Origin of the sequence: Nostoc sp., from assembly GCF_036917775.1 — a bacterium.
Classification (GTDB): Bacteria; Cyanobacteriota; Cyanobacteriia; order Cyanobacteriales; family Nostocaceae; genus Nostoc.
The window spans coordinates 1-21450 of the sequence record NZ_JBALEQ010000009.1 but is presented as its reverse complement, the minus strand read 5'-3'; the positions used below and the strand labels follow the sequence as shown (position 1 = coordinate 21450).

The window sequence follows — 21450 nt, the reverse complement described above, 5'->3', positions numbered from 1 at the left end:
GATATTCCCTTATTAATGCCAAAAAATAGGCGACAATTCCGAGGCTAGCGATCGCATTTACTAAAGCGTATTTATGTATAGCAGAACAACCTAATAAAAAATTGTAGAAGATTTAGGAAAAATATGGAAATCTTACGGCTCCATGTATCAAATTGCTTATTCTATGCTGAATTGGTTAAAAAGTGAACTGGTTTGGATATTTCTTACATTGAATTGGCAAATATTTTATCTAGCAACTACAGAGTATCCCAGTTGACGAGTATAGTTTATGCTTGTAAAACTAATAATTATATTTAGGACGATTGGATATTAGTTAAGCCAATCTTTTCTGGCACGTTAACGCTATACAAAATAGTAATATAGATTAAAAAATATAAATTACTGTAAACTCCTATGGCGGACATAAATGGTAATTGGTTAGGAACTTACTGGCAAGATGAAATGCCAAGTCGATTTGAAGCAACTTTTGTGCAAAGTGGAAATGTTTTCAAGGGTTCTATTTTAGATGATAACTATTTAGGAGAAGCGACTGTTAGTGGTGAGGTAATTGGGCGTAATATCAGCTTTACAAAGATTTATTTAATAACTTCACCTTCACCAGTTAGATACACAGGTACAGTCTCAGAAAACGAAGATTATATGCAAGGAAAGTGGAGCATTGGTCGCTACTCTGGTTTATGGGAAGCGCGACGAAATGGAGAGAATCTAATCGTAGATTTACAAACTCGGCTGGAGAAGCTAACTGTATTCTCTATGCTTTGGCAATGTGTTTCTTGAGAGATTACACTACTGTGGCGACCTCCTAGCTCTAAAATCAGCCCTTGTTGGGAAGCACTCAGTTTGAATCTAACGAGCCATCAATGGATGGTGTGGATAAATGCCTTGCGGATTTGCTTTGCCATTAGGATTAACTATTTCTACGCCTAATACATCTGGAATAATGCCGCTATGTTCAAAAGCATATAGTTTTCCGGTACGACTAAAACCTGTTATGATTTTCCCTCTGTATCTTTAATATAAATACCTTGAGCGGAGCTAATGGCAATAGGAATACGACGCGGATATGTTCGCGCATTTGATTCTCGTTTTTGCTGACGTTCTAGATATGGATTCTGGGTCTTACTTACTAGAGAAATTTCTTGATTAAGCATTTTCTAAGTAAGTTGGCGCGGAAAAACCCAAATATATTACGAAACGTAAATAGGCTTAAAGTCCTTACTAATGACCAATGACAAAGGACAGCCTTCACCAGTTAGCTTTAATTGCGCCAACCTACTTACCTTTAGATAGGTGAATATTACTACATTTCCATAGGTACTGCCTTATGAATTATACTGCATACTGGTACGTATTGTTTTAACTGGTTTATAAAGATTAAGTTTTGAGAAAATTTCTTTATTCTAAAACTTACATAGCTGTATAGTTATGTAATGAATTAATTTCAATAGTGAAAATAATAATCGCAAGATAACAAATTTTTACTAGCAACTTAATTGGTAAGTTTTTGCATATTTATTTCATTTCATCTCAAGAAAGCAAAAGTTTATCTCTAAGTATTTCTCTGTTTGAAGAGGGAATTTTGTCGAAGTAAAAGTGTTAAAGGCGAGATATTTTCAATCGTTGAGTCCTCTGGTAAGAATTAGGAGGTAAATTATGAAAATTATGATGATTCAACCCAATTATCATTCTGGTGGTGCAGAAATTGCTGGTAATTGGCCACCTTCTTGGGTTCCTTATGTTGGTGGAGCATTAAAGACGGCTGGCTTGAGTGATATTTGCTTTATTGATGCCATGACTGATGATATTTCTGATGATGCTTTAGCAAAAATGATCGCCAAACATCAGCCGGATGTTGTGTTGGCAACAGCAATCACGCCGATGATTTACCAATCTGAAAAAACCCTAAAGATAGTTAAAGAAGTTTGCTCTCAAGCCAAGACAATTATGGGTGGGGTTCACCCTACCTATATGTACAATGAAGTTCTCAATGAAGCTCCTTGGGTAGATTACATTATTCGCGGCGAAGGAGAAGAGATTACAGTTAATTTGCTGAATGCCATCGCTAATGGTACAGATCATATAGAGCGCCGCAATATCTTAGGCATTGCCTTCTTAGAAGATGGGCAAGTCATCGCTACACCAGCCCATCCCCCGATCGCTGATTTGGATACTCTTACTCCAGATTGGAGCTTGTTAGATTGGAGCAAATATATCTATACTCCCCTCAACGTGCGAGTGGCGGTTCCCAACTATGCTAGAGGATGTCCCTTCACCTGCCGTTTTTGTTCGCAGTGGAAATTTTGGCGCAAATATCGTTCTGGCACTCCCAAGAAATTTGTCGATCAAATTGAAATCTTGGTGAAACAGCACAAAGTTGGTTTTTTCATTCTTGCCGATGAAGAACCAACCATTAACAAACCTAAATTTATTGACCTATGTAACGAGTTGATCGACCGCAATCTAGGCGTTTATTGGGGAATCAATACACGAGTAACAGATATATTGCGGGATGAGCAAGAATTACCTCTCTACCGAAAAGCAGGACTGGTTCATGTTTCCTTGGGTACAGAAGCAGCTGCACAGTTAAAGTTGAATTTGTTCCGTAAAGAAACGACTATCGAACAAAACAAGCGGGCGATTCAACTGTTAAAGCAAAACGGCATGGTTGCTGAAGCTCAATTTATTATGGGTTTAGAGAACGAAACCCCAGAGACGATTGAGCAAACCTATCAGATGGCTTTGGATTGGCAAACAGACATGGCTAACTGGAATATGTTTACCCCTTGGCCATTTTCCGAGTTATTTGAAGAATTAGGCGATCGCGTAGAAGTTCGGGATTATTCCCAATATAACTTTGTCACCCCAATTATGAAACCAGATGCAATGGAACGGGAGGATGTTCTCAAAGGAGTACTGCGAAACTATGCCCGTTTTTACCTCCGCAAAACCATTGAGTATTGGTTTGTTAAAGACTCCTTTAAACGCAAGTATCTTTTAGGTTGCTTGAAGGCTTTTGTGAAAACAACTCTCAACAAACGTTTCTACAACCTTAAACGAGTTAAGTACAAAGGTTTACACACCGAAATTGAGCTAGGTTTTGATGAATCGAAGATTTTCAGCCGCGAACAAATCACTCAGCAAAAGCAAGAACATCCAGAACTGATGGCAGATATAAATTTTACAGGCAATATTTCTGCCTGCGGCGCACCTAATGAACTGCCACAAATTGAGCAAGAACAAGTTTAAGTAGGATTTACCAAATATGTGTTATGTGTATCTTGAGGCAGTCAGTTTATCTATCGCTGCTCAATATCTTCCACCCTTCACGACTGAGAAAGAAACCATTGCCACTAGCATTTGTACACGTTAGTCCAGTTCGTTGCGATATACATTTGAAACCTGCTTTCTTCCAAGTACTGTTATAAGATAGGTTGTAATTAGGCTCAAATGTGTCACTAATACAGAGTATTTCTGGTTTGCCGTACTCTGATAATAAAAAGCCTCCACCCCAATCATATTCACAATAATTTGGATAAGGTTGAGGCGGTATCGGATTTAGTCCACTACCAATTTCACAGCGCAGTGCATTATTGTTTTCTCCTACCACTATGCACCGGATATTACCGCTAGGAGTCACAAAACTGTCAGGAACTGTTTGAGCATAACTGGAGGAACTTATTCCCATGATCAGAAAAACCGACCACACCAAGATTTTCTGTCCTTCTAAAGTTTTTAACCACATAAAAGCATCCGTTTTATTTATTCAAGATTACTAATTTATAAAGAAAATTCTCAGAAGTTACCAGGCTTCTAGAATTTTCAGTAAATGAGAAAGTTTTTCTCAACGGCGATCGCCACGCCATTATAGCGATTGCTTCTTGCGGGTAGGCATCACACTTATTCAATCACCAGATAGAGTCGAGTGGAAAATATGAATTATGCGATCGCCATAGTTTCGCTCTTTCTTTGCCCTCGCAGTGGAATACAGCAATGTTTGAGATAATAAACTAACAATCTAATAGATATTCCCAGCATTTCTACGGATTTAGAATAACAAAAAATTTGGGACTCTTAACTTTTAAGTATTTGAGGACTAGCCTAATGCTGCTTGGTATAGATTTAGGAACAGGCTCTACTAAGGCATTGCTCCTAGCTACGGACGGAACCGCAATAGGTGAAGCATCAAGCTCATATCCTGTTCATGCACCTCATCCCGGATGGGCTGAGTCAGAGCCAGAGGATTGGTGGTCAGCTGTTGCCTTGGCTGTTAGGAAGGCAGTGGGAAATCATGCCGATAAAGTACAGGCGATCGCATTTTCAGGACAGATGCATGGTGTTGTCCTAACTTCGGAGTCGGGTGAGCCACTGCGTCCTGCTATCCTCTGGGCAGATACTCGTTCTAGTACCACGCTTAACACTTATCATTCACTCGATGCCGCTATTCTAGAGCGATTGGGCAATCCGATTACAGCTGGAATGGCTGGCTTAACTTTGCTGTGGCTACGAGAACACGAGCCTACTGTCTACGCCCAAGCGCGTTGGGCACTTCAGCCAAAAGATTGGCTACGGTTACGGTTGACTGGAGAAGTCGCAACAGAACCATCTGATGCTAGTGGTACTTTGCTTTACGATGTTGTATCAGACAACTGGGCATGGGATGCAATCTCAGCCCTGAATCTACGTTGTGATTGGTTGCCGAAAATTATCCCTTCAAGTGCGATCGCAGGTTACTTAACAGCTAGTGCTTCAGAACATCTTGGCTTAAAAGTTGGCTTAAGAGCGATCGCTGGTGCTGCGGATACAGCAGCAGCAGCACTTGGTAACGGACTACTAGAGCCTGGTTTGGTTCAATTAACCATTGGCACAGGCGCTCAAATCATTACACCTCGCTCCCAACCAATTCTCGATCCTCATGGTCGTACACATTTATATCGAGCCGCCCTACCTAATGGGTGGTACACCCTTGCAGCAATGCAAAATGCGGGGTTAGCGCTTGAGTGGGTGCGAGGTATCCTTGGCTTGAGCTGGGAGCAAGTCTATACTAAAGCCTTTTCTGTTCCCCCAGGATGTGAAGGGTTGACATTTTTGCCATACCTTACAGGTGAGCGAACTCCACACCTTGACCCTTATATACGCGGCGCATGGGTGGGGCTTGGGCTTCATCACACACAGGCGCACCTGATGCGGGCAGCTTTAGAGGGAGTTGCTTTTGCCTTGCGACAAGGTTTTGAGGCACTTGAGGCAACAGGTTTTAAAGCGACAGAACTGCGTTTAGCAGGCGGTGGAACCGTAGAAATGCCTTGGAAACAATTACTGGCTGATGTATTGAGAATACCCCTCTATGCAACTACCGTTGCTGCTGCTTCCGCGCGTGGTGCTGCTCTACTGGCTGGTATCGGCATTGGCGTATATGCAGATGCTAATGATACAAGCAAACTGGCAGCGACACCAACCCTTGTTGCAACTCCCCAAGCAGTTGATTCAGCTCTTGAAGAGGCTTGGATGCGATATCAATCCCTTTATCCACGACTTAAAACAATCTCATAGAAGTTTTGCCTCAAGTCCGTAGCTGTGACTTGAAGAAGATAACAACTCGACCACTTCATCGCCGACCAAGACCAAGCCATAGCCCCCGAACCACGTTTGTAATGCTGACCCTGATGAAGGGAGCAATGCGATTTTGTCAGATGACCCCACCTGGAGAGCGATCGCTAATAAACTCTTATGTATAGATTTAATATTTAATACGATACTTGTAACAATATTCCTTAGAAGATACAACCTGCTAGCAAAAACGAAGTTTCTGTACATTGTTGCCACGAGAAAAAAAGGTAAAATTTCCTTTCAGGAATAGTTTTGAAATAGGAAAGAAGGGATAGATCCTTACTGAGTCTTGTTCAAAAATCAAATAGTATTCCTATAGAGAATAGAAGCGACCTCCCCCTGTTTAAAGTATTGTAGATATCGTTAGTCTGCCATCTTTGACTCTGGATAATCAATAAAATGTTAAGACTTTATCATTTATTACTAGGTTCTATTTTGCTGGTGTCAATACCAGTGGGAGCAAAATTTGTTCTTCCCCAATTTTCTCCACCCAAAGAGGTAAAATCCCCTGCCGTTGGAAAACTTACCACCTCTAATGAGGGTAATATCTGGCAGAAAATCCTGGGAAATACTGCTGCTCCAACTAACTGGCAAGTTGCGGCTTGTGAGGGAAATGCACCCCTGTTGTGTGTCTCTTCCAAGGGCAAACGTTTGGGTACAGTTGAGATTAACATTTACCCACTAACAAACAATGAGGATTTCCGAAAAAAACTATTAGCAGCTGGTATTCCAAGTGGTTCCCAAGTGGACTACCAAAGTTCCCAATACCAAACCCAGGTATTACCAGTACTTAAAGCTTGGGTTGCAGACCACTACGCTGCATTTGCAAAAGACCGTCAGAGTGAATATGGAAAAGAGATTACTTTCTCAGCCTACCCACCGCAACCAGTACCGATTGGTAAACTTCAGGGAATCCGCTATGGCTTTGCCGGACTCAAGGAACAAGGTGGAGTAAAAGAGCAACATATCGGTCATGTTGCCTTTGATGGCAGTAAACTTTACGTAATTACCACTGCATTTGATCCAGGTACGCAGACAGGTAAGTTTGAGCAACTGGAAAATTTGGCTATTTTTCAACCTTACTTATATGCGATCGCATCCGATCTACGTTTACCCTAATGGTCATAGGGTATGGGGCATTGAAAAGAGACAGGGGGCAGTGGGCAAAACAGTTCCGTTAGCGGATAGCTAAGGTTTAGCCCGTGAAGAGTTAGGAGTTACGAATTCTCCCCCTGCCTCCCCTGCCCCCTTCCTATTCCCCACCAGTCCCCATCAACCTAAATCTCAGCCACTGCCCGTTCAATCAAGCGACGTGCTAAAGTTTGTGTGCCAGTGTGTTCATAATAATTTGTAGATACATCCAAGAATGCAGCCAGGTAGTCTAACTTATCATCTGCAATATCGACAAAACTGTGTAAGTTGCTAACTACCTTGTGTGGCGTTAAATTATTCGCACTGACAATACCACTCATCCAACCTTTAACTGAGTCAAAACTTTCGCCGATAAAGTTGAGTTTACTACCAGCATTGTTGCCTGGAATCACATCTTTGATATTTTGGAAAGTCGAGTTCTGTTCTAACTCATTGGGACTTGTTTGATTAATCCCAGATATGGCTTTGCTGATGAAGTCTGGGCCTAGAGGTATCAAACCATCAACACAAACTAATGCCACCATACGAATGAGTGACTCACCACTATACTCACCTAAAGAGGCGACAAAATCACCAATGCTGTCTCCAGGAATGCCGTTAATTTGACAGAAAGCTACCAACTCAGCCACTAACTTTAATGTCAAATCGATGGTTTGGGCTTTGTCTGGTTTGGGAGTGACAGAGTTTAAAAAACCCAATAAAGGAATTTTTTCACCAACTTTGTTAGCTAAAGCGGCTGCACCAAGGGCTTTATCTGTACCATCAACGGTTTGATATAACCACAAAGCTGTTTGGTATCCTTGGGATTTGTCATTGAATAGATAAATCGCTCTTTCACCAATTTGTTGAATTAAATCTTCGTCGTCTTCGCCAGTGACGGTCTTAATGGTGTTGACAAAGCCGACGAGATTTTGCCACTCTCCAGGAGCAACAAAATCGAGGGACTTTAACATAGAAATAGTCAAACCACCGGTTGGTAATTGATCAACTAAATCAACAATCGATTTGCTCACAAAAATCTCCTTACTTAGGTTTTGTTATCTTCAATCTTGGTAATCCGGCTTATTGCAGTTTAGCCAGACCATTAAGATTAAACTTCTCTAGCCAATCTGCGCGATCGCTAGCTGTAAATGACGAATCGCGGGAAAGTGCTTTTACTTGGTACTTACCTACCAAAATTGCAGTTTGCGTTTTACCAACTTCTACTGCGGGATAACCGCCAATTTTCTTGGTGCTTTTCGAGAACTTTGCTGCTGTACTAGGTGTGCTGGTAGTATCAGAAATAGACAGCAATGCTAAATCTTTACCACCTTTTTTCAACTTCGCTTCTGCAAAGCCTTTTTTCTCTTGGGTAAAGACACGTTGGTAGCCATCACCTGCACTAGGGAAAAGTTTATTAAACTCGCTACCCTGAGTTGCATTCTTAGCCACGGCTTGACCGCGTTTTTGTTGAGTGCTTTCTTTTTGCGCCTGGTCAAAACGTCCAGGTGCTTTAGGGCTACAGGCTGTTGTCAGTAGTACCACTGACAGCAATAAAGCAGCTACCACCCTACGCCCACGATGTAAAATCATTCTTGGCTTCTCCTTATACTTGAACTTTGAGGCAATTATCTGCGCTGCTAGCAATTATTACTCTTAAAATTTACTTTTTAATAATTATTGCTGAAGTGCTTAACATCCTAATAAACTCAACGCCAAAATGTCCCCTTTTAAGCTACGGTGTACACCGAGATACACAACAACGTTAGATCTTCCCTCCTAAATCCCCACTTTATTAAAGGGTATTAGGAAGGATCTAACGTTGTTGTGGGACAACTCTAAAAGATTTGTGTATACACCGTAGTTCTTTTAGGAGAGTGTCTTTGATTTATGGATAAAGGACTTCCAAGAAATAAATTATCCAAATAAACGTAGACGCTGCATCGGCTTGCCGCAGGCTACCGCAGAGACACAGAGAAGCCAGTGCGTTGGGGAGACAGCGCCGTGGGTGGGTTCCCCGACTTGTTCGCTCTTAGCGTTCCCGCAGGGTAGCAACTGGCGCGACACAGAGGGAGAAGAGATAGAGAGAATTATTTGCGTTAGTTTTGGAATATTGTTTTATTTGGAAGTCCCTAAGCATTCAGGTTTGATCAACCAGGGGGCCAGTCTAATTGCCGTCCTCCCAAAATATGCAAATGTAAGTGATAGACAGTCTGACCACCATCATCACCAGTATTGATGACAACTCGATAACCGTTTTTCAGCCCAGCTTCTTCTGCAACACGTTTGGCCGTTAATAAAAGATGCCCCAATAGAGCATGATCCTGAGATTCAGCATCAGCTAGTGTGGGAATGGGTTTTTTAGGAATGACGAGAATGTGAACAGGCGCTTGGGGGTGAATGTCTTTGAAGGCCAGGGCTAAATTATCCTCATAAACAATATCAACGGGAATTTCCCGACGAATGATTTTGCTGAAAATCGTTTCTGTAGTTTCACTCATACCATCTACCTAATCATCTGCTAGAGATTTTAAAGGTTTACTGTAGTTTCTAGATCATCCAGCACCCTTTTTTAGAACTGATGCAGATCAAAAATGCTAAGGGTACGAAAACTTTAATTCCAAAATGTCCGCATACGATATTAATTTTTCCCAATACCGGAAGCTAAACTCGATCTTCATCCGCTAGACAACTTATATATTTTGTAAATCGGACAGGATGCTTAACCTACAATAATAGTGCTATATATTTGTAGTTAAAAATTTTAATAAACCACGAAGGCTTAAAAATCACAAAGCCGGACTTTTGCAAAACAACCATAGATGAGTAAATCAATTGTTTCAACAAAACGGCTCGGCAGTCAGTTAATCCTCTGGTTGCTTGAAGAAGATCGACGAGAGAAAGAAGGGCCTTACCGCAAGGAAGAAGCACATCGCCAGCATCCTTGGTGGCAGGTAATGTGCTTGACTGGTGTAGATTATTTCTCCACCCTTGGCTATCAACCTGGGATTGCAGCACTGGCGGCTGGCGCTCTTTCTCCTATCGCTACCCTGATTCTAGTTTTGCTGACGCTCTTTGGAGCATTGCCAATCTATCGGCGGATTGCTGCCGAAAGTCCTCATGGTGAAGGGTCGATCGCAATGTTAGAGCGTTTGCTACCTTGGTGGCAAGGCAAATTACTTGTGTTATGTTTACTCGGCTTTGTGGCAACCGACTTTATTATTACCATTACGCTGTCGGCTGCTGATGCTACAGCGCATATCATCGAAAATCCCCTTACCCCACATTGGTTTCACGGTCAGACGATCGCAATTACCCTAATATTAGTTGCATTACTAGGCGCAGTTTTCTTGAGAGGTTTCCGAGAAGCGATTGGGATTGCAGTAGTTTTGGTGGCAGTTTATCTGCTGTTAAACTTCATTGTCGTTAGCGTCGGTGTGTTCCAGATTTTAACTCACCCAGGAGCGATCGCTAACTGGCAGACTGCACTTTTTGCCCGCCATTCCAATCCTTTGATCTTAATCGGTATAGCTCTTTTGATATTTCCCAAGCTAGCACTGGGATTATCAGGCTTTGAGACTGGCGTAACCGTGATGCCACTTGTCAAAGGTAACAGCAGTGACACTCTCAAATATTCCAAAGGGCGAATTCGGAATACACGCAAGCTGCTCACCAGTGCTGCTCTGATTATGAGCTTCTTTTTGCTCACCACCAGTTTTATAACCACTCTACTGATTCCAGTCGCAGAATTTGCATCTGGGGGCAAAGCTAACGGACGGGCTCTTGCTTATTTAGCACATTTGTACTTAGGCAACGTCTTTGGCACGATTTACGATCTAAGTACTATTTCTATTTTGTGGTTTGCAGGTGCATCTGCAATGGCGGGTCTGCTGAATATTGTGCCTCGCTACCTACCACGTTATGGCATGGCTCCCAATTGGGCACGGGTAACGCGACCTTTGGTGTTAGTCTACACAGCGATCGCATTTGTTGTCACAATTATCTTCAGGGCAAATGTGGAAGCCCAAGGTGGGGCTTATGCAACTGGTGTGCTTGTATTGATTACCTCAGCGGCCTTTGCCGTCACCTTATCAGCCCACCGTCACAGAGAGAAGCGGGCAAAACTGGTTTTTGCCATTATTACACTGTTATTTTTATATACCACTATTGTTAACATCATCGAAAGGCCAGAGGGGATTAGGATTGCTGGGTTTTTCATCGGTGCAATCATTTTTACCTCACTGGTTTCTCGTGTTTGGCGTTCGACGGAACTACGAGCAGAGCGGATCGAAGTTGACGAACTTGCTGCCCAATTCCTTGCTGAAGAAAGCCAAGGAGCAATCCGACTGATTGCAAATCGGTTGAATAAGGGTGATGTCCTAGAGTATTTTATGAAAGAGAAAGAGGTACGCGAGGATAACCATATTCCACCCAACGATCCAATCCTTTTTCTAGAGATTCAGGTATCAGATGCTTCAGAATTTGCAGATATCATCAAAGTAAGAGGCGTGCAAGTTGGTGATTATCGGATCTTGCGGGCTGAGAGTGCAGCAGTCCCTAATGCGATCGCGGCTTTACTGCTGTATATTCGTGACCAAACAGGTAAGATTCCCCATGCCTACTTCGGTTGGGTTGAGGGCAATCCCATACAATACTTACTGCGTTTTATCTTGTTTGGAGAGGGTGATATTGCTGTAGTCACCCGTGAAGTACTCCGGCGGGCTGAAAAGAATCCCCAGAAGCGACCTGGCGTTCATGTTGGGGGTTGAGTCAGTATCTTGAATGATTGAAGAAGGAAGTAGATTATTTCCTATGTTCGCCGGTTAACTAACGTAGCGCTAGCTTGGTCAACAGGCATCAGCACAACTTCGTTAATATTGACATGGGGCGATCGCGTCACACAGAAAAATATCACATCAGCTACATCATCTGCTGTCAGTGGGGTAACTCCCTGGTAGACTGTTTTAGCGCGTTCAGTATTCCCGTGAAACCGCACCTCGCTAAATTCTGTTTCCACCATACCAGGGTCAACAGAAGTTACACGTACCCGTGTTCCCAACAAGTCTTGTTTCAAACCTTCAGAAATTGCTCTCACAGCAGCTTTGGTAGCACAGTAGACATTGCCACCGGGATAGGTTTGATGTCCCGCAATGGAACCTAAATTTACCACATGGCCGCGATCGCGACTCACCATTCCCGGAACAACATAACGGGAAACATAAAGTAAACCTTTAACGTTAGTATCAATCATGTCTTCCCAGTCTTGAAAGCTGCCTTCATGCAACTTGTCTAAACCACGACTTAGACCAGCATTGTTAATCAGAATGTCGATTTCAGACCAGGCAGGCGGTAGAGTAGAAATGGCTTCTTCGACAGCGTTGCGATCGCGCACATCTAACTGTAATAAATGAATTTCAGTACCAAATTCTTTAACGAGAGCATCTGCTTGTTGCTGCAAACGCTCTAACCGTCGTGCCGCTAGGATTAGTTTTGCACCCGCACCAGCGAAGATTCTCGCACAAGCAGTACCAATACCACTACTTGCACCAGTGATCAAAATGATTTGATTTTGTAGGGAAGTCATTGTTAGTCAAAAGTCAAGAGTCCAGTGTTAATTTAAATACAAAGTTTAGCAATTTAGCAAGTTACTGAGTACAAACATATTTTCTCAGCTATTAATATTTATTTTTTTCTTGGACGTAACTCGAAAGCTAAATCGAAGCGCTAAAAACACACATCAAACTCTGCAAAGAAATTCATCTGTCCGAGAATCAAAGGAGCTTCTCTTGATTCTGTCCATGCAAACGCCAGAAGGACGGGTGAGAATTCAGCAACTGTAGCTGATAGAACTAAGCCGCGTGCTTCCAGACAAGCCAGATTTCCGCTTAACTGGACTGGGACTGTCTGTTCTTCCCAGGCTGCTCCCAGTTGCAGACCGACTTTGTAAGGCAAAACATTGACGCTTGCACCTGTATCTAGCAAAGCCATAACTTCCACAGAGCAGGTTTTGTAGGTTAACGTCAGTGGGAGGTACGGTATGGTGCTAGAAAGACCAAGGCTATTGCTTCGCTCGATGAAAGGAAATCTCTTACCCTCAAGCATCGCCCTCTTTTCTCGCTGCCTCAAGAAGGTTTGATAATGTTTGGCTAGCTTCATACGCCTCGTGGGGAGACCATACAACCGCGACCGTTGATGCCAGTTCTTTGAGCAGTAAATATTCTGGATTTATAATATTTGTAGACTCTGTAGACTCTAGATTACAACCCTCTTCTTTCGCTACTGCTAGCAGCAGAAAATGAATGAGGCGTAATTTGTCTTGGTGTGATAATTGATCAACAGTAGGTAGCAGTTCATTTAGAGACATATCGCTACTTGTGAAAGGCTTTAATAAGTAGGTTGGCGCAATAAAAGCTAACTGGCAAGGGCTGTCATTTGCCCTTTGTCATTAGTAAGGATTTTAAGCCTGTTTACGTTTCATAACATAATTTGGCTTATTTCTACCAACTTATTTATAACTCCAGATTATCTCAAGCAAATGTCATAAATTAAAGGTAACGACCATCCAGATTTTTAGTACGCTAGCGGTAGCGTAGCGCACTAACTCTTACCTATTTCTTCACCACTTGTAGACGCTGAGTTACCATCGTCATTCCATTACCTCGCAGGATGACAGCAGAAACCCATTGACTACCAGGGGTGGATGGTGCTTGTCCCGTTTTAAACAGTCCACCGGATGTCAGTAATTGTAAATCCACAGATGTGGGGTTGAGAAATTTCTCTGGTTGGATGGTTTCTTCTAGCGCCGTTCCTAGGAGAAAATCATCGCCAAGTGGCTCTTGGACGATCGCATCAAAATTATATTTCTGACCAACTTGTACCTGTTGTGGTAATTTAATATCAATTTTGGGTGGCTTGCTGCCAGAGGTAAGTAGGGTGCGTTCTGCCAAAATATCTTGGCGGACGATTTTACCGCTTTCAATGCGCTGACGCGATTTAATCGTGGCATCGAGAGCCAAATTATTCCCACTACCAGAGGGTAAGCCAGTTATTTTCGTCTCTGTTTCGGCAATAATCCCATTGCCTTCCGATTTTGAAGATAGCAGTTTGGTACTGTATTGTAATTTAGGATATCGTTGCCAAAGTGAAACTAAAGACTTTTCTAGAGTTTGGATGTTTAATCCATCCCCATGAGTGAAAGAGGGGCTGTAGAATTGCAACACCCCTTTGACATCACCCTTGCTGGCAGCTGCATCGACTTGTGTCAACAGGTTTTTTAAATCGGTTGGTGCATTTTGAACTGTACCAGTTTGGGCTAATTGCTGTGGTGTCGTCGCTTGAGTGCGTTGCCAACCACTTGTTAAACCAAGGGTTAGCAGGAACGAAACCAGCCAAATACTGGCTGGAAATTTGAGTTGGCGTTTTGTAAAAGCAGTAATAATTTTAGTCATTGGCAAGAGTTTACTGATTTGATGAGAGAAAGTCAGGAAATTGTTTTATCTTAGTTAAGCTAGACGCTAAACGGTAGAGGTTTGATGGCAAACGCACCGATACGATTATTAATAGCTGCCAGTGGGACTGGTGGACACTTGTTTCCAGCGATCGCACTGGCAGAAAAACTTCCAGATTATCAAATCGAATGGCTGGGAGTACCCAATCGGCTAGAAACTCAACTTGTCCCTAAAGAGTATCCCTTGAATACTATTGCAGTTGAAGGGTTTCAGCAAGGGTTTGGACTCTCCTCGATTCGCATTTTGGCTAAACTCGCTGGTTCGATTATAGAAGTCAGACGAATTCTCAAACAGGGAAATTTTCAAGGAGTGTTTACTACTGGGGGTTATATTGCCGGGCCAGCCGTCATTGCGGCACGTTCTCTCGGTTTACCCGTGGTTTTCCACGAATCTAACGCCTTACCAGGTAAAGTAACTCGCTTTTTTGGCCCTTGGTGTAGTGCGGTAGCCTTGGGATTTGAAGTAGCTGCTAAGTATTTACCTCGTGCCAAAAATGTCTGTGTTGGTACTCCTGTAAGAGCGCAATTTCTTGATGGAGCAATTCATTCACCCCTGGATTTAGCCATTCCTGATGGTGTTCCCTTAATTGTTGTCTTTGGTGGTAGCCAAGGTGCAGTTGCGGTTAATAAGTTGGTGCGCGAATCTGCAAAGGCTTGGTTTGGTGCTGGTGCTTATGTAGTACATTTAACTGGCGATCGCGATCCCGAAGCAGATAGTCTCAAACATCCACAGTATATAGCCTTACCTTTTTACAACAACATGGCGGCGTTGTTGCAACGAGCAACTCTTGCCATTAGTCGTTCTGGTGCCGGTAGCTTGACAGAATTAGCGGTGTGTGGAACACCAGCAATTTTGATTCCCTACCCCTTTGCCGCAGAAGACCATCAATCTTACAATGCAGACGTATTTACCAAAGCTGGTGCGGCGTTAACACTGAAACAATCGGAGTTGACGGCGCAAGTATTGCAAAGTAATGTGTTGAATTTGTTGCAGTCACCGCAAGAGTTAGCAAAGATGGGGGAAAACGCTCATGCGATCGCAGTTCCCGATAGTGCCGAGAAATTGGCGCAATTAGTGCGTGAGGTGGTAGAAACATAACGTTGATTATTTACTATTAGAAATTTATTTTCCAAGTTATGAATATCTTATCCAGCCAAAAATTTCGCTTCACAGTCGGTTGTGCTGCCTTATTATTTGTCAGTTTAGCTAGTAGCCATCTATATACTCAGTCAAAAAATAAACAGCTAGCCCAACAAAATCAGCCCTTTACTCAGCAAGAAAATTCTGCCTCACTTCCATCACAGATTTCCCTCACTGCAAATTTTCAAAATCCTTTTGTTGCTCAACAAGTATCTAATGAAGTTATCGATAAGCAAAACGCTTTTTTATCTCAGCAAAATTTGCTAGCTGCATCTGCACCCTATCCAGTTGTCGATGAGTTCAAAAAATATAAATTTAGTATTAATAGTAGCCAAGTTGTTAGCCCAGGAAAACTGCCAAGTAGTAAGGTTAACTTCAATCAAGGAGATTTATTAACTGTTCTCGTTAATACTAGAAAATATTTTCAAGATTACTCTTCAGAAGATCCAGATATTCTCCGTACAGGAATGCTTGCGACTCAAGGAGTAACTATACCAGATGTTCTCAACACTTTAAATTTCATGATTGCTGTCTTAAAGGAGGATATTGCTAATAACCGAGCTACTCGTTTGCAAGATCCTAACTTTATCAATACCAATTTTCGAGTTATTAAGTGGTCTCCCTATAACCCCAAGAATAAACAGCAAAAACAATTACGAATAACCAAATATGCTGTCTTTACTCATCCCGGTTCACGGAAGAAAACCTCTACTTTTAATACACCAATCTATAGCTTAAAAGACAACGCTAATAACGACAAATTTTATACAAAATACACCAAGCAGGATGTGTTGTCAGGTATTTATGAACCAGGCGGTAAAGAATTTGGAAAAGTTACCAGTCTCGCTTATCTAACCAGAAATGGTTTAGAAGAAGCAATTATGGAAGGAACAATATTAATTAATTTTACAGATGGTTATAAGGCATTTTTTAATGTAGATAGAAATAATGGAATGTCTTATATTCGCGGATTGAAAGCAACAGCACAAAAACGTTATTGGTATTTTAGAGAAGTTGATGCGATTAAAGGCTATGGATATAAAATAGATGCAAAAATTTCTATCAAACCCGGAGTTACTTTTGCTGGAGATGTTTTGAATATTGGTTTAGGTAAAGTGGTTGTGATTGAACATACTCAAGGTGGTCGCAAACATCTGCGAATGGGAGTAATTGCCGATACAGGTGGAGCCTTTTTACCCAATCTTTATCAGCTAGATTTTTTGGCAGGTATATTTAATAATAAAAAAGAATTTGGTCAGAAAATCAGCCAATTGCCTGACTATGCTACAGCATATTTTTTAGTTAAAAAGTAAGGGAATTCCAAACAACAGATTATCCAGTAGCGATCGCCCTAGATCACAAAGACGCGATAAATTGCCGTCTCTACAAGGCGATTTATCGCGTCTCTTGCCTTAACCGAACCGTATTGATACCGCTACTATAATTAATTTAAAGGCTAAAATTACGAATTATTTAAGTTTGCTAATTCAAATAGGATAAATATGTATTTGCCCAAATCGCAGCTTGAGTGCGATCGCGCAGATTTAACGTGTTTAAAATATTTGTCACATGATTTTTTACCGTTCCCTCAGAAATATAGAGTTCTTGAGCAATTTCTCGATTACTAGCGCCTGTAGCAATTAACCGCAAAACCTCTTTTTCTCTAGGAGTAAGTTCAGTTAAAGTAGATGGTACAGGTGTTGAATGGATTGGTGTACCATTAGAAAACTGAGTTAACAGCTTTTTAACTATACCTGGGCCTAATTGAGTATATCCTTTATAAACAGCCCGAATCGCAACAGCTAATTCTTCTGAAGGCGTATCTTTTAATAAATAACCCATTGCCCCATTTTGCAATGCTGCTGATACATATTCATCATCATCAAAAGTCGTCAGTACTAAAATTTTAGTTGTGGGAAAACGTTTTTGAATTTCTTTCGTCGCTGCAACTCCATCCATAATAGGCATTCTGATATCTAGCAATACTACATCTGGTTGAAATTCAGCAACCAAATTAATCGCCTGTTCACCATTTTCTGCTTCTCCCACTATCTCTAAATCTGGTTCTAATTCTAATAACGCTCTTAATCCTTGACGAATTAAACCTTGGTCATCTACTAACAATACTTTAATCATCATCTCAACCTCATTAAGGGAATATTAACTGTAATTTTGCAACCAGAACCAGGAGTGCTATTAATATTAAAGTCACCCCCTAATGCTAAAGTGCGATCGCGCATACTATGAAGTCCAAAACCAGTAGTATTTTGCCCTAAATCAAAACCTCTACCGTTATCCTGAATTATCAATCGCAAATTTCCTCTTGCTGTAGCGAGTTCCAGTTTAACCTCGGTTGCATAAGCATATTTAGTTATATTTGTCAAAGATTCTTGAGTAATCCGGTAAATAGCAGTGTTGATTTCAGGTGGTAGAGGATATTCGAGGTTAATTTGATAAATTGGTAAAATGCCATTGGAGCGATGAAAATTTTCTGCAAGGCTAGCGATCGCACGTTCTAAAGATTGCTCTTGTAAAGGATTAGAACGCATAGTAGAAACAGATTGGCGGACATCTTTTAATGCTTTTGAACCTAATTCCTTTGCTGTTGCTAGAAATGTCTCAGCCTTACCTGGGTTAGATTGCCATAGTTTTAAAGCAGTTTCCAATTGAAGATTTAAAGCAGTCAGAGAATGTCCTAATGAATCATGAATTTCCCGAGCAATGCGGTTACGTTCTTCTAAGGTAGCTTGATTTTCAATCCGCGTCGCATATTCGCGGAGTTTTTCATTGGCGATCGCTAGCTTTTCTCGACTTTGACGTTCAGACAATACTGCATTCATCATCAACAACACAAAAACCAAACTTAAACCAAATACCAGCGACGAGTTCAAAATTAAAAATCGATATCGCTCTTGTGCCTGTGGCGATGCTTGAAAATTGAATAACTGATATTTTAGTTGGATAGTAACTAAAAATAATGCGAATGACAAACTTGTAACGAATAAACGTCCATTTAACTGAAATATTAGGCAACTCCGAGTAACTAAAATTATGTAAAGAAAAGGGAAAAGGCGAGCAAATCTTTCACCAAAAAGTCCAGTTATTAAAATCAATAAAATTTCAATGCCTGTGTATATTATCTTAGATGTCTGATTGCTTTTGGGTAATCTTAAACCCATTAAAGCAAAAATAATTAAGCTATAAATTGATAGTTCTGGTAAAAAATTGCAAATTGATAAGTCTGGAAATAAACCACAAATTGTTAGTTCTGGAAGCTTGGGACGAAATCGCCGTAACGGAGGTGGTATAAATGCTATTAATGCAGTAATTGCCAGTAGTGTCCATTCTAGATAAAGCAGAGATGGAAAAGGATGTTTTTTAATTTGAATTGTATGATTCATTGTTGTTTTGCTCAAGTTATAAATTAGTTAAAATTTTGGAGTATAAATTAAAAATCCAGAATTATAAAGTTTTGAATATTTGAGTGATATATTCCACAATTTAAGCTTTTAGCTAAGTGAATAATTAATAGGAAATACGGACTATACCAAAATATGCAACAAAGCTAAAGAAGGATTTACAAATCAATTATTATAAAAATGTTCATTATTTCATATATAACTCCCAACTCCTCGCAAATACTCCCACCACCTAACTATTTATTGTTAATCAAATTTGTCAAAATTCAATCATGACTAAAGTCATGGGTAGAACCATGACTTTCTCCTCATGTAACTAGTAAAGATAAGTTCTTATGATGGTGACAACCAACCAGGAAAAACCTACAAGAAATGAAACTCAAAGCATTATCGCTAGTCGCTGGAGCGATCGCTCTAACTTTAACTGCAACCTCCTTCGCTGTTAATGCCCAAACAGCCTCTCCTTCACCCGTGTTACTGGCACAAACTACACAAAAAGAAAGAGGCCCTTGGAAAGACTTGGGTTTGACAGATACCCAAAAAACCCAAATTCAGGCAATTCGCCGCGATAGCCGGGCCAAATTTGAAGCAGTTTTGACCCCAGAACAAAAGGCAAAATTAGAAGCAGCTAAACAAGCGCGTCGGGCTGAGTGGCAAGCGCGTAAAGCTCAGGGTCAAACAGGTCAAGGTCAACGCCAACCAGGTCAACGTCGAGGAAAGGGTGGTTATGCTGACTTAAATCTGACTGAAGCACAGAAAACCCAAATGCGACAAATTCGGGAATCTGAGAAACAACAGATTCAAGCAATCTTAACCCCTGAACAGCGCCAAAAAATAGAGCAATATCGTCAAAACGCTCCTTCGCGTCGTCAACAAGGCAATCCTCAATAATAATCTTTTAAAAAATAATAATTTTGAGATGGGCAACATTGCCCATCTCATCCAAAATAAATTATGATGCAACCATTGGTCGCTTCCCCAAATCCCGTTCCTCACCTGCAACAGGTTTTAGATTTAATTGATCGCATTGCTGTAGCACAAGGGCGAGATGTTCCCCAAATTGTAGCAATAGAAAAATTACGTTTCCTTCCTACTGACACTTTTGGCAGAACTTGGGCAGATTTCCTCAATGAACACAATTTCCAGCCCTTTACCACCGGTAGCCGTCGTAAACAACTACATGATGGGATTCACGTCCTTACAGGCTATGGTGCTGACTTAATTGGTGAAGCAGAAGTACAGGCATTTTTATTAGGAACAAAATTTAGTATTACTAATTTGATGCTGGGATTAGGATTGCTGCGAGTCATCCATAAAAACCTAAGTTCTCGACAACAATTTAGCTGGGCCAGACTCTGGCAAGCGTACCAACGCGGTTGTAATTCTCAATTTAACCCAGATACTTGGCAACCAGAATTACTATGGCACTTACCGTTGACTAATGTTCAGTCCTTATTTTCCATAGTCAAAAATTAACAAGCTTCTTGCAGAAGATGCGGAAAGGGGAAAAACTTCATCCCCTTTCCCTTTCCCTATTTTAATACTTACGCATTGACAGGAAAGCCTAAACATAGGTAATTTAAAGAACCACATCGTAGGGGTAATTCATGAATTGCCCCTAAGACAGATGCCCGATTTACTAGACTTTCAAGATAGTTATGAGTTATGAGTTAATCAAAACTCCTCGCTTGATTAAGATGTCTCAAGAATTTGCAATTGGTAGTAAAGTCCGTGTTGTGGCACTACCACCCTTCGTCAAAACTGCTGAACCTATGCCCATGCTGCGCCCCCCTGATGTTATTCACATTGGCGAAGAAGGTATAGTCCTTGACCGCCGTCCCGGTGGATATTGGGGTATTCGCTTCACCAGGGGAGCTTTTCTCTTAGATAGCCAATACATCGAAAGCATAGATAAACCTACCGAATCTGACTCTAAGTGATATTTGGAGTAACTAAGAATTGTAAACTTGTGTAAAGTTGTGATTCTGGTTTGCACCATGATTTCCCGCCGCACTTTTTTAAACATATTATTTGCCAGCTGTATTTCTTTCATCAGCTGGCTGAACTTTATACCTGCTGCTGCTGCCCTTGGTGGTAAACTTCCCGCAATTAATCAACCCGCACCAGAGTTTACTTTGCCAACTAACACAGGTGATGGCAAAATTTCCCTCTCTGATTTGCGTGGTAAGTGGCTAGTCCTCTACTTTTATCCTAAAGACTTCACCTCTGGTTGTACTATAGAGGCTCGCCGTTTTCAGCAAGACTTACCCCAATACCTCGAAAAAAATACCCAGATTATTGGCGTAAGCGCTGATGATATTGATTCTCACGCCAAATTTTGTGATTCTGAGGGATTAAAATTCCCGCTTTTAGCTGACACTGATGGTTCAGTGAGTAAAGCTTACGGTTCGTGGCTCGGCTCCTTATCGATGCGCCATAGTTTTATCATTGATCCTCAAGGTGTCTTGCGCGAGACTTTTGTCAAAGTCAACCCAACTGTTCATAGTTCAGAAGTGCTGGCACGATTAGAAAAGTTACAGTCTACAGCTTCTTAGAGGTTGTTTGAAAAGTCGGGGATGTTGTAAAAAAGCTCTCTCAGTATAGGCTGTGAATAGATAGTAAACAGCACCGAGAGAGTGGTATGAGTA

Annotated in this window: 22 protein-coding genes; 11 read left to right on the top strand and 11 right to left on the bottom strand. The window is 41.3% G+C overall.

Features of this window, described 5'->3' with window-relative positions; genetic code table 11:
• Positions 1–393: 393 nt before the first annotated feature.
• Positions 394–777, top strand: a complete 384-nt coding sequence (locus V7K69_RS01075; protein WP_335030689.1) for a hypothetical protein — start codon at positions 394–396, stop codon at positions 775–777.
• Positions 778–989: 212 nt separating this feature from the next.
• On the opposite strand, the gene V7K69_RS01070 is transcribed toward V7K69_RS01075, so the two are convergent.
• Positions 990–1151 (bottom strand): hypothetical protein, encoded by a 162-nt coding sequence (locus V7K69_RS01070; protein WP_335030688.1) that lies wholly within the window; start codon positions 1149–1151, stop codon positions 990–992.
• Between the two features lie 502 nt (positions 1152–1653).
• Between V7K69_RS01070 and bchE the strand changes: the two genes are divergently transcribed.
• A complete protein-coding gene (bchE, locus tag V7K69_RS01065; RefSeq protein WP_335030687.1) occupies positions 1654–3246 on the top strand; it encodes a magnesium-protoporphyrin IX monomethyl ester anaerobic oxidative cyclase in 1593 nt (530 codons plus the stop codon).
• Positions 3247–3292: 46 nt separating this feature from the next.
• Here the strand turns inward: bchE and V7K69_RS01060 are convergent, their stop codons facing one another.
• A complete protein-coding gene (locus V7K69_RS01060; RefSeq protein WP_335030686.1) occupies positions 3293–3742 on the bottom strand; it encodes a DUF6636 domain-containing protein in 450 nt (149 codons plus the stop codon).
• A gap of 359 nt (positions 3743–4101) precedes the next feature.
• Between V7K69_RS01060 and xylB the strand changes: the two genes are divergently transcribed.
• On the top strand, positions 4102–5547 hold the full coding sequence (xylB, locus tag V7K69_RS01055) for a xylulokinase (RefSeq protein ID WP_335030685.1): 1446 nt from the start codon (positions 4102–4104) through the stop codon (positions 5545–5547).
• Positions 5548–6003: 456 nt separating this feature from the next.
• Complete coding sequence (locus tag V7K69_RS01050) at positions 6004–6723, top strand: hypothetical protein (RefSeq protein ID WP_335030684.1); 720 nt, start codon at positions 6004–6006, stop codon at positions 6721–6723.
• A gap of 158 nt (positions 6724–6881) precedes the next feature.
• Here V7K69_RS01050 and V7K69_RS01045 read toward each other — a convergent pair whose 3' ends face one another.
• The 3 genes from V7K69_RS01045 to V7K69_RS01035 all read right to left on the bottom strand — a co-directional run bounded on the left by V7K69_RS01045 (position 6882) and on the right by V7K69_RS01035 (position 9236).
• Positions 6882–7769 (bottom strand): hypothetical protein, encoded by an 888-nt coding sequence (locus V7K69_RS01045; protein ID WP_335030683.1) that lies wholly within the window; start codon positions 7767–7769, stop codon positions 6882–6884.
• A 49-nt stretch (positions 7770–7818) separates the two neighbouring features.
• A complete protein-coding gene (locus V7K69_RS01040; RefSeq protein WP_335030682.1) occupies positions 7819–8328 on the bottom strand; it encodes a hypothetical protein in 510 nt (169 codons plus the stop codon).
• 557 nt (positions 8329–8885) lie between these two features.
• Positions 8886–9236, bottom strand: a complete 351-nt coding sequence (locus V7K69_RS01035) for a histidine triad nucleotide-binding protein (RefSeq protein WP_012408957.1) — start codon at positions 9234–9236, stop codon at positions 8886–8888.
• Positions 9237–9557: 321 nt separating this feature from the next.
• Between V7K69_RS01035 and V7K69_RS01030 the strand changes: the two genes are divergently transcribed.
• Entirely contained in the window at positions 9558–11504 is a 1947-nt protein-coding gene (locus V7K69_RS01030) for an amino acid transporter (RefSeq protein WP_335030681.1), read from the top strand.
• A gap of 41 nt (positions 11505–11545) precedes the next feature.
• Here the strand turns inward: V7K69_RS01030 and V7K69_RS01025 are convergent, their stop codons facing one another.
• The 4 genes from V7K69_RS01025 to V7K69_RS01010 form a co-directional block, all read right to left on the bottom strand.
• The gene (locus V7K69_RS01025) at positions 11546–12319 is read right to left on the bottom strand and encodes an SDR family oxidoreductase (RefSeq protein ID WP_335030680.1); all 774 of its coding nucleotides are present in this window, start codon (positions 12317–12319) and stop codon (positions 11546–11548) included.
• Positions 12320–12459: 140 nt separating this feature from the next.
• Positions 12460–12837, bottom strand: coding sequence for a retroviral-like aspartic protease (locus V7K69_RS01020; RefSeq protein ID WP_335030679.1), 378 nt, complete (start codon positions 12835–12837; stop codon positions 12460–12462).
• The gene (locus V7K69_RS01015; RefSeq protein WP_335030678.1) at positions 12830–13099 is read right to left on the bottom strand and encodes a hypothetical protein; all 270 of its coding nucleotides are present in this window, start codon (positions 13097–13099) and stop codon (positions 12830–12832) included. The genes V7K69_RS01020 and V7K69_RS01015 overlap by 8 nt, the downstream gene beginning before the upstream one ends.
• Before the next feature lie 244 nt (positions 13100–13343).
• The gene (locus V7K69_RS01010) at positions 13344–14183 is read right to left on the bottom strand and encodes a nuclear transport factor 2 family protein (protein WP_335030677.1); all 840 of its coding nucleotides are present in this window, start codon (positions 14181–14183) and stop codon (positions 13344–13346) included.
• An 84-nt stretch (positions 14184–14267) separates the two neighbouring features.
• Between V7K69_RS01010 and murG the strand changes: the two genes are divergently transcribed.
• Together murG and V7K69_RS01000 are read left to right on the top strand one after the other, a co-directional pair.
• Entirely contained in the window at positions 14268–15341 is a 1074-nt protein-coding gene (gene murG, locus V7K69_RS01005) for an undecaprenyldiphospho-muramoylpentapeptide beta-N-acetylglucosaminyltransferase (RefSeq protein WP_335030676.1), read from the top strand.
• A gap of 38 nt (positions 15342–15379) precedes the next feature.
• The gene (locus V7K69_RS01000) at positions 15380–16696 is read left to right on the top strand and encodes a hypothetical protein (protein WP_335030675.1); all 1317 of its coding nucleotides are present in this window, start codon (positions 15380–15382) and stop codon (positions 16694–16696) included.
• Positions 16697–16865: 169 nt separating this feature from the next.
• Here the strand turns inward: V7K69_RS01000 and V7K69_RS00995 are convergent, their stop codons facing one another.
• Together V7K69_RS00995 and V7K69_RS00990 are read right to left on the bottom strand one after the other, a co-directional pair.
• On the bottom strand, positions 16866–17519 hold the full coding sequence (locus V7K69_RS00995) for a response regulator transcription factor (protein ID WP_334808525.1): 654 nt from the start codon (positions 17517–17519) through the stop codon (positions 16866–16868).
• Positions 17519–18784, bottom strand: a complete 1266-nt coding sequence (locus tag V7K69_RS00990; protein WP_335030674.1) for a sensor histidine kinase — start codon at positions 18782–18784, stop codon at positions 17519–17521. The genes V7K69_RS00995 and V7K69_RS00990 overlap by 1 nt, the downstream gene beginning before the upstream one ends.
• A 390-nt stretch (positions 18785–19174) precedes the next feature.
• Here V7K69_RS00990 and V7K69_RS00985 point away from each other — a divergent pair, with 390 nt between their 5' ends.
• The 4 genes from V7K69_RS00985 to V7K69_RS00970 all read left to right on the top strand — a co-directional run bounded on the left by V7K69_RS00985 (position 19175) and on the right by V7K69_RS00970 (position 21357).
• The gene (locus V7K69_RS00985; RefSeq protein WP_335030673.1) at positions 19175–19693 is read left to right on the top strand and encodes a Spy/CpxP family protein refolding chaperone; all 519 of its coding nucleotides are present in this window, start codon (positions 19175–19177) and stop codon (positions 19691–19693) included.
• Between the two features lie 63 nt (positions 19694–19756).
• The gene (locus V7K69_RS00980) at positions 19757–20278 is read left to right on the top strand and encodes a Coq4 family protein (protein ID WP_335030672.1); all 522 of its coding nucleotides are present in this window, start codon (positions 19757–19759) and stop codon (positions 20276–20278) included.
• Positions 20279–20499: 221 nt separating this feature from the next.
• Positions 20500–20742 (top strand): regulatory protein SipA, encoded by a 243-nt coding sequence (gene sipA, locus V7K69_RS00975; RefSeq protein WP_335030710.1) that lies wholly within the window; start codon positions 20500–20502, stop codon positions 20740–20742.
• A 57-nt stretch (positions 20743–20799) separates the two neighbouring features.
• Complete coding sequence (locus V7K69_RS00970) at positions 20800–21357, top strand: peroxiredoxin (protein WP_335030671.1); 558 nt, start codon at positions 20800–20802, stop codon at positions 21355–21357.
• Positions 21358–21450 lie beyond the last annotated feature (93 nt).

Excerpts from the sequence above, each read along its gene's own strand:
- V7K69_RS01075 (WP_335030689.1), top strand. The coding sequence starts at position 394 with ATGGCGGACATAAATGGTAATTGGTTAGGAACTTACTGGCAAGATGAA.
- V7K69_RS01070 (WP_335030688.1), bottom strand. The coding sequence starts at position 1,151 with ATGCTTAATCAAGAAATTTCTCTAGTAAGTAAGACCCAGAATCCATAT.
- bchE (WP_335030687.1), top strand. The coding sequence starts at position 1,654 with ATGAAAATTATGATGATTCAACCCAATTATCATTCTGGTGGTGCAGAA.
- V7K69_RS01060 (WP_335030686.1), bottom strand. The coding sequence starts at position 3,742 with ATGTGGTTAAAAACTTTAGAAGGACAGAAAATCTTGGTGTGGTCGGTT.
- xylB (WP_335030685.1), top strand. The coding sequence starts at position 4,102 with ATGCTGCTTGGTATAGATTTAGGAACAGGCTCTACTAAGGCATTGCTC.
- V7K69_RS01050 (WP_335030684.1), top strand. The coding sequence starts at position 6,004 with ATGTTAAGACTTTATCATTTATTACTAGGTTCTATTTTGCTGGTGTCA.
- V7K69_RS01040 (WP_335030682.1), bottom strand. The coding sequence starts at position 8,328 with ATGATTTTACATCGTGGGCGTAGGGTGGTAGCTGCTTTATTGCTGTCA.
- V7K69_RS01035 (WP_012408957.1), bottom strand. The coding sequence starts at position 9,236 with ATGAGTGAAACTACAGAAACGATTTTCAGCAAAATCATTCGTCGGGAA.
- V7K69_RS01030 (WP_335030681.1), top strand. The coding sequence starts at position 9,558 with ATGAGTAAATCAATTGTTTCAACAAAACGGCTCGGCAGTCAGTTAATC.
- V7K69_RS01025 (WP_335030680.1), bottom strand. The coding sequence starts at position 12,319 with ATGACTTCCCTACAAAATCAAATCATTTTGATCACTGGTGCAAGTAGT.
- V7K69_RS01020 (WP_335030679.1), bottom strand. The coding sequence starts at position 12,837 with ATGCTTGAGGGTAAGAGATTTCCTTTCATCGAGCGAAGCAATAGCCTT.
- V7K69_RS01015 (WP_335030678.1), bottom strand. The coding sequence starts at position 13,099 with ATGTCTCTAAATGAACTGCTACCTACTGTTGATCAATTATCACACCAA.
- V7K69_RS01010 (WP_335030677.1), bottom strand. The coding sequence starts at position 14,183 with ATGACTAAAATTATTACTGCTTTTACAAAACGCCAACTCAAATTTCCA.
- murG (WP_335030676.1), top strand. The coding sequence starts at position 14,268 with ATGGCAAACGCACCGATACGATTATTAATAGCTGCCAGTGGGACTGGT.
- V7K69_RS01000 (WP_335030675.1), top strand. The coding sequence starts at position 15,380 with ATGAATATCTTATCCAGCCAAAAATTTCGCTTCACAGTCGGTTGTGCT.
- V7K69_RS00995 (WP_334808525.1), bottom strand. The coding sequence starts at position 17,519 with ATGATTAAAGTATTGTTAGTAGATGACCAAGGTTTAATTCGTCAAGGA.
- V7K69_RS00990 (WP_335030674.1), bottom strand. The coding sequence starts at position 18,784 with ATGAATCATACAATTCAAATTAAAAAACATCCTTTTCCATCTCTGCTT.
- V7K69_RS00985 (WP_335030673.1), top strand. The coding sequence starts at position 19,175 with ATGAAACTCAAAGCATTATCGCTAGTCGCTGGAGCGATCGCTCTAACT.
- V7K69_RS00980 (WP_335030672.1), top strand. The coding sequence starts at position 19,757 with ATGATGCAACCATTGGTCGCTTCCCCAAATCCCGTTCCTCACCTGCAA.
- sipA (WP_335030710.1), top strand. The coding sequence starts at position 20,500 with ATGTCTCAAGAATTTGCAATTGGTAGTAAAGTCCGTGTTGTGGCACTA.
- V7K69_RS00970 (WP_335030671.1), top strand. The coding sequence starts at position 20,800 with ATGATTTCCCGCCGCACTTTTTTAAACATATTATTTGCCAGCTGTATT.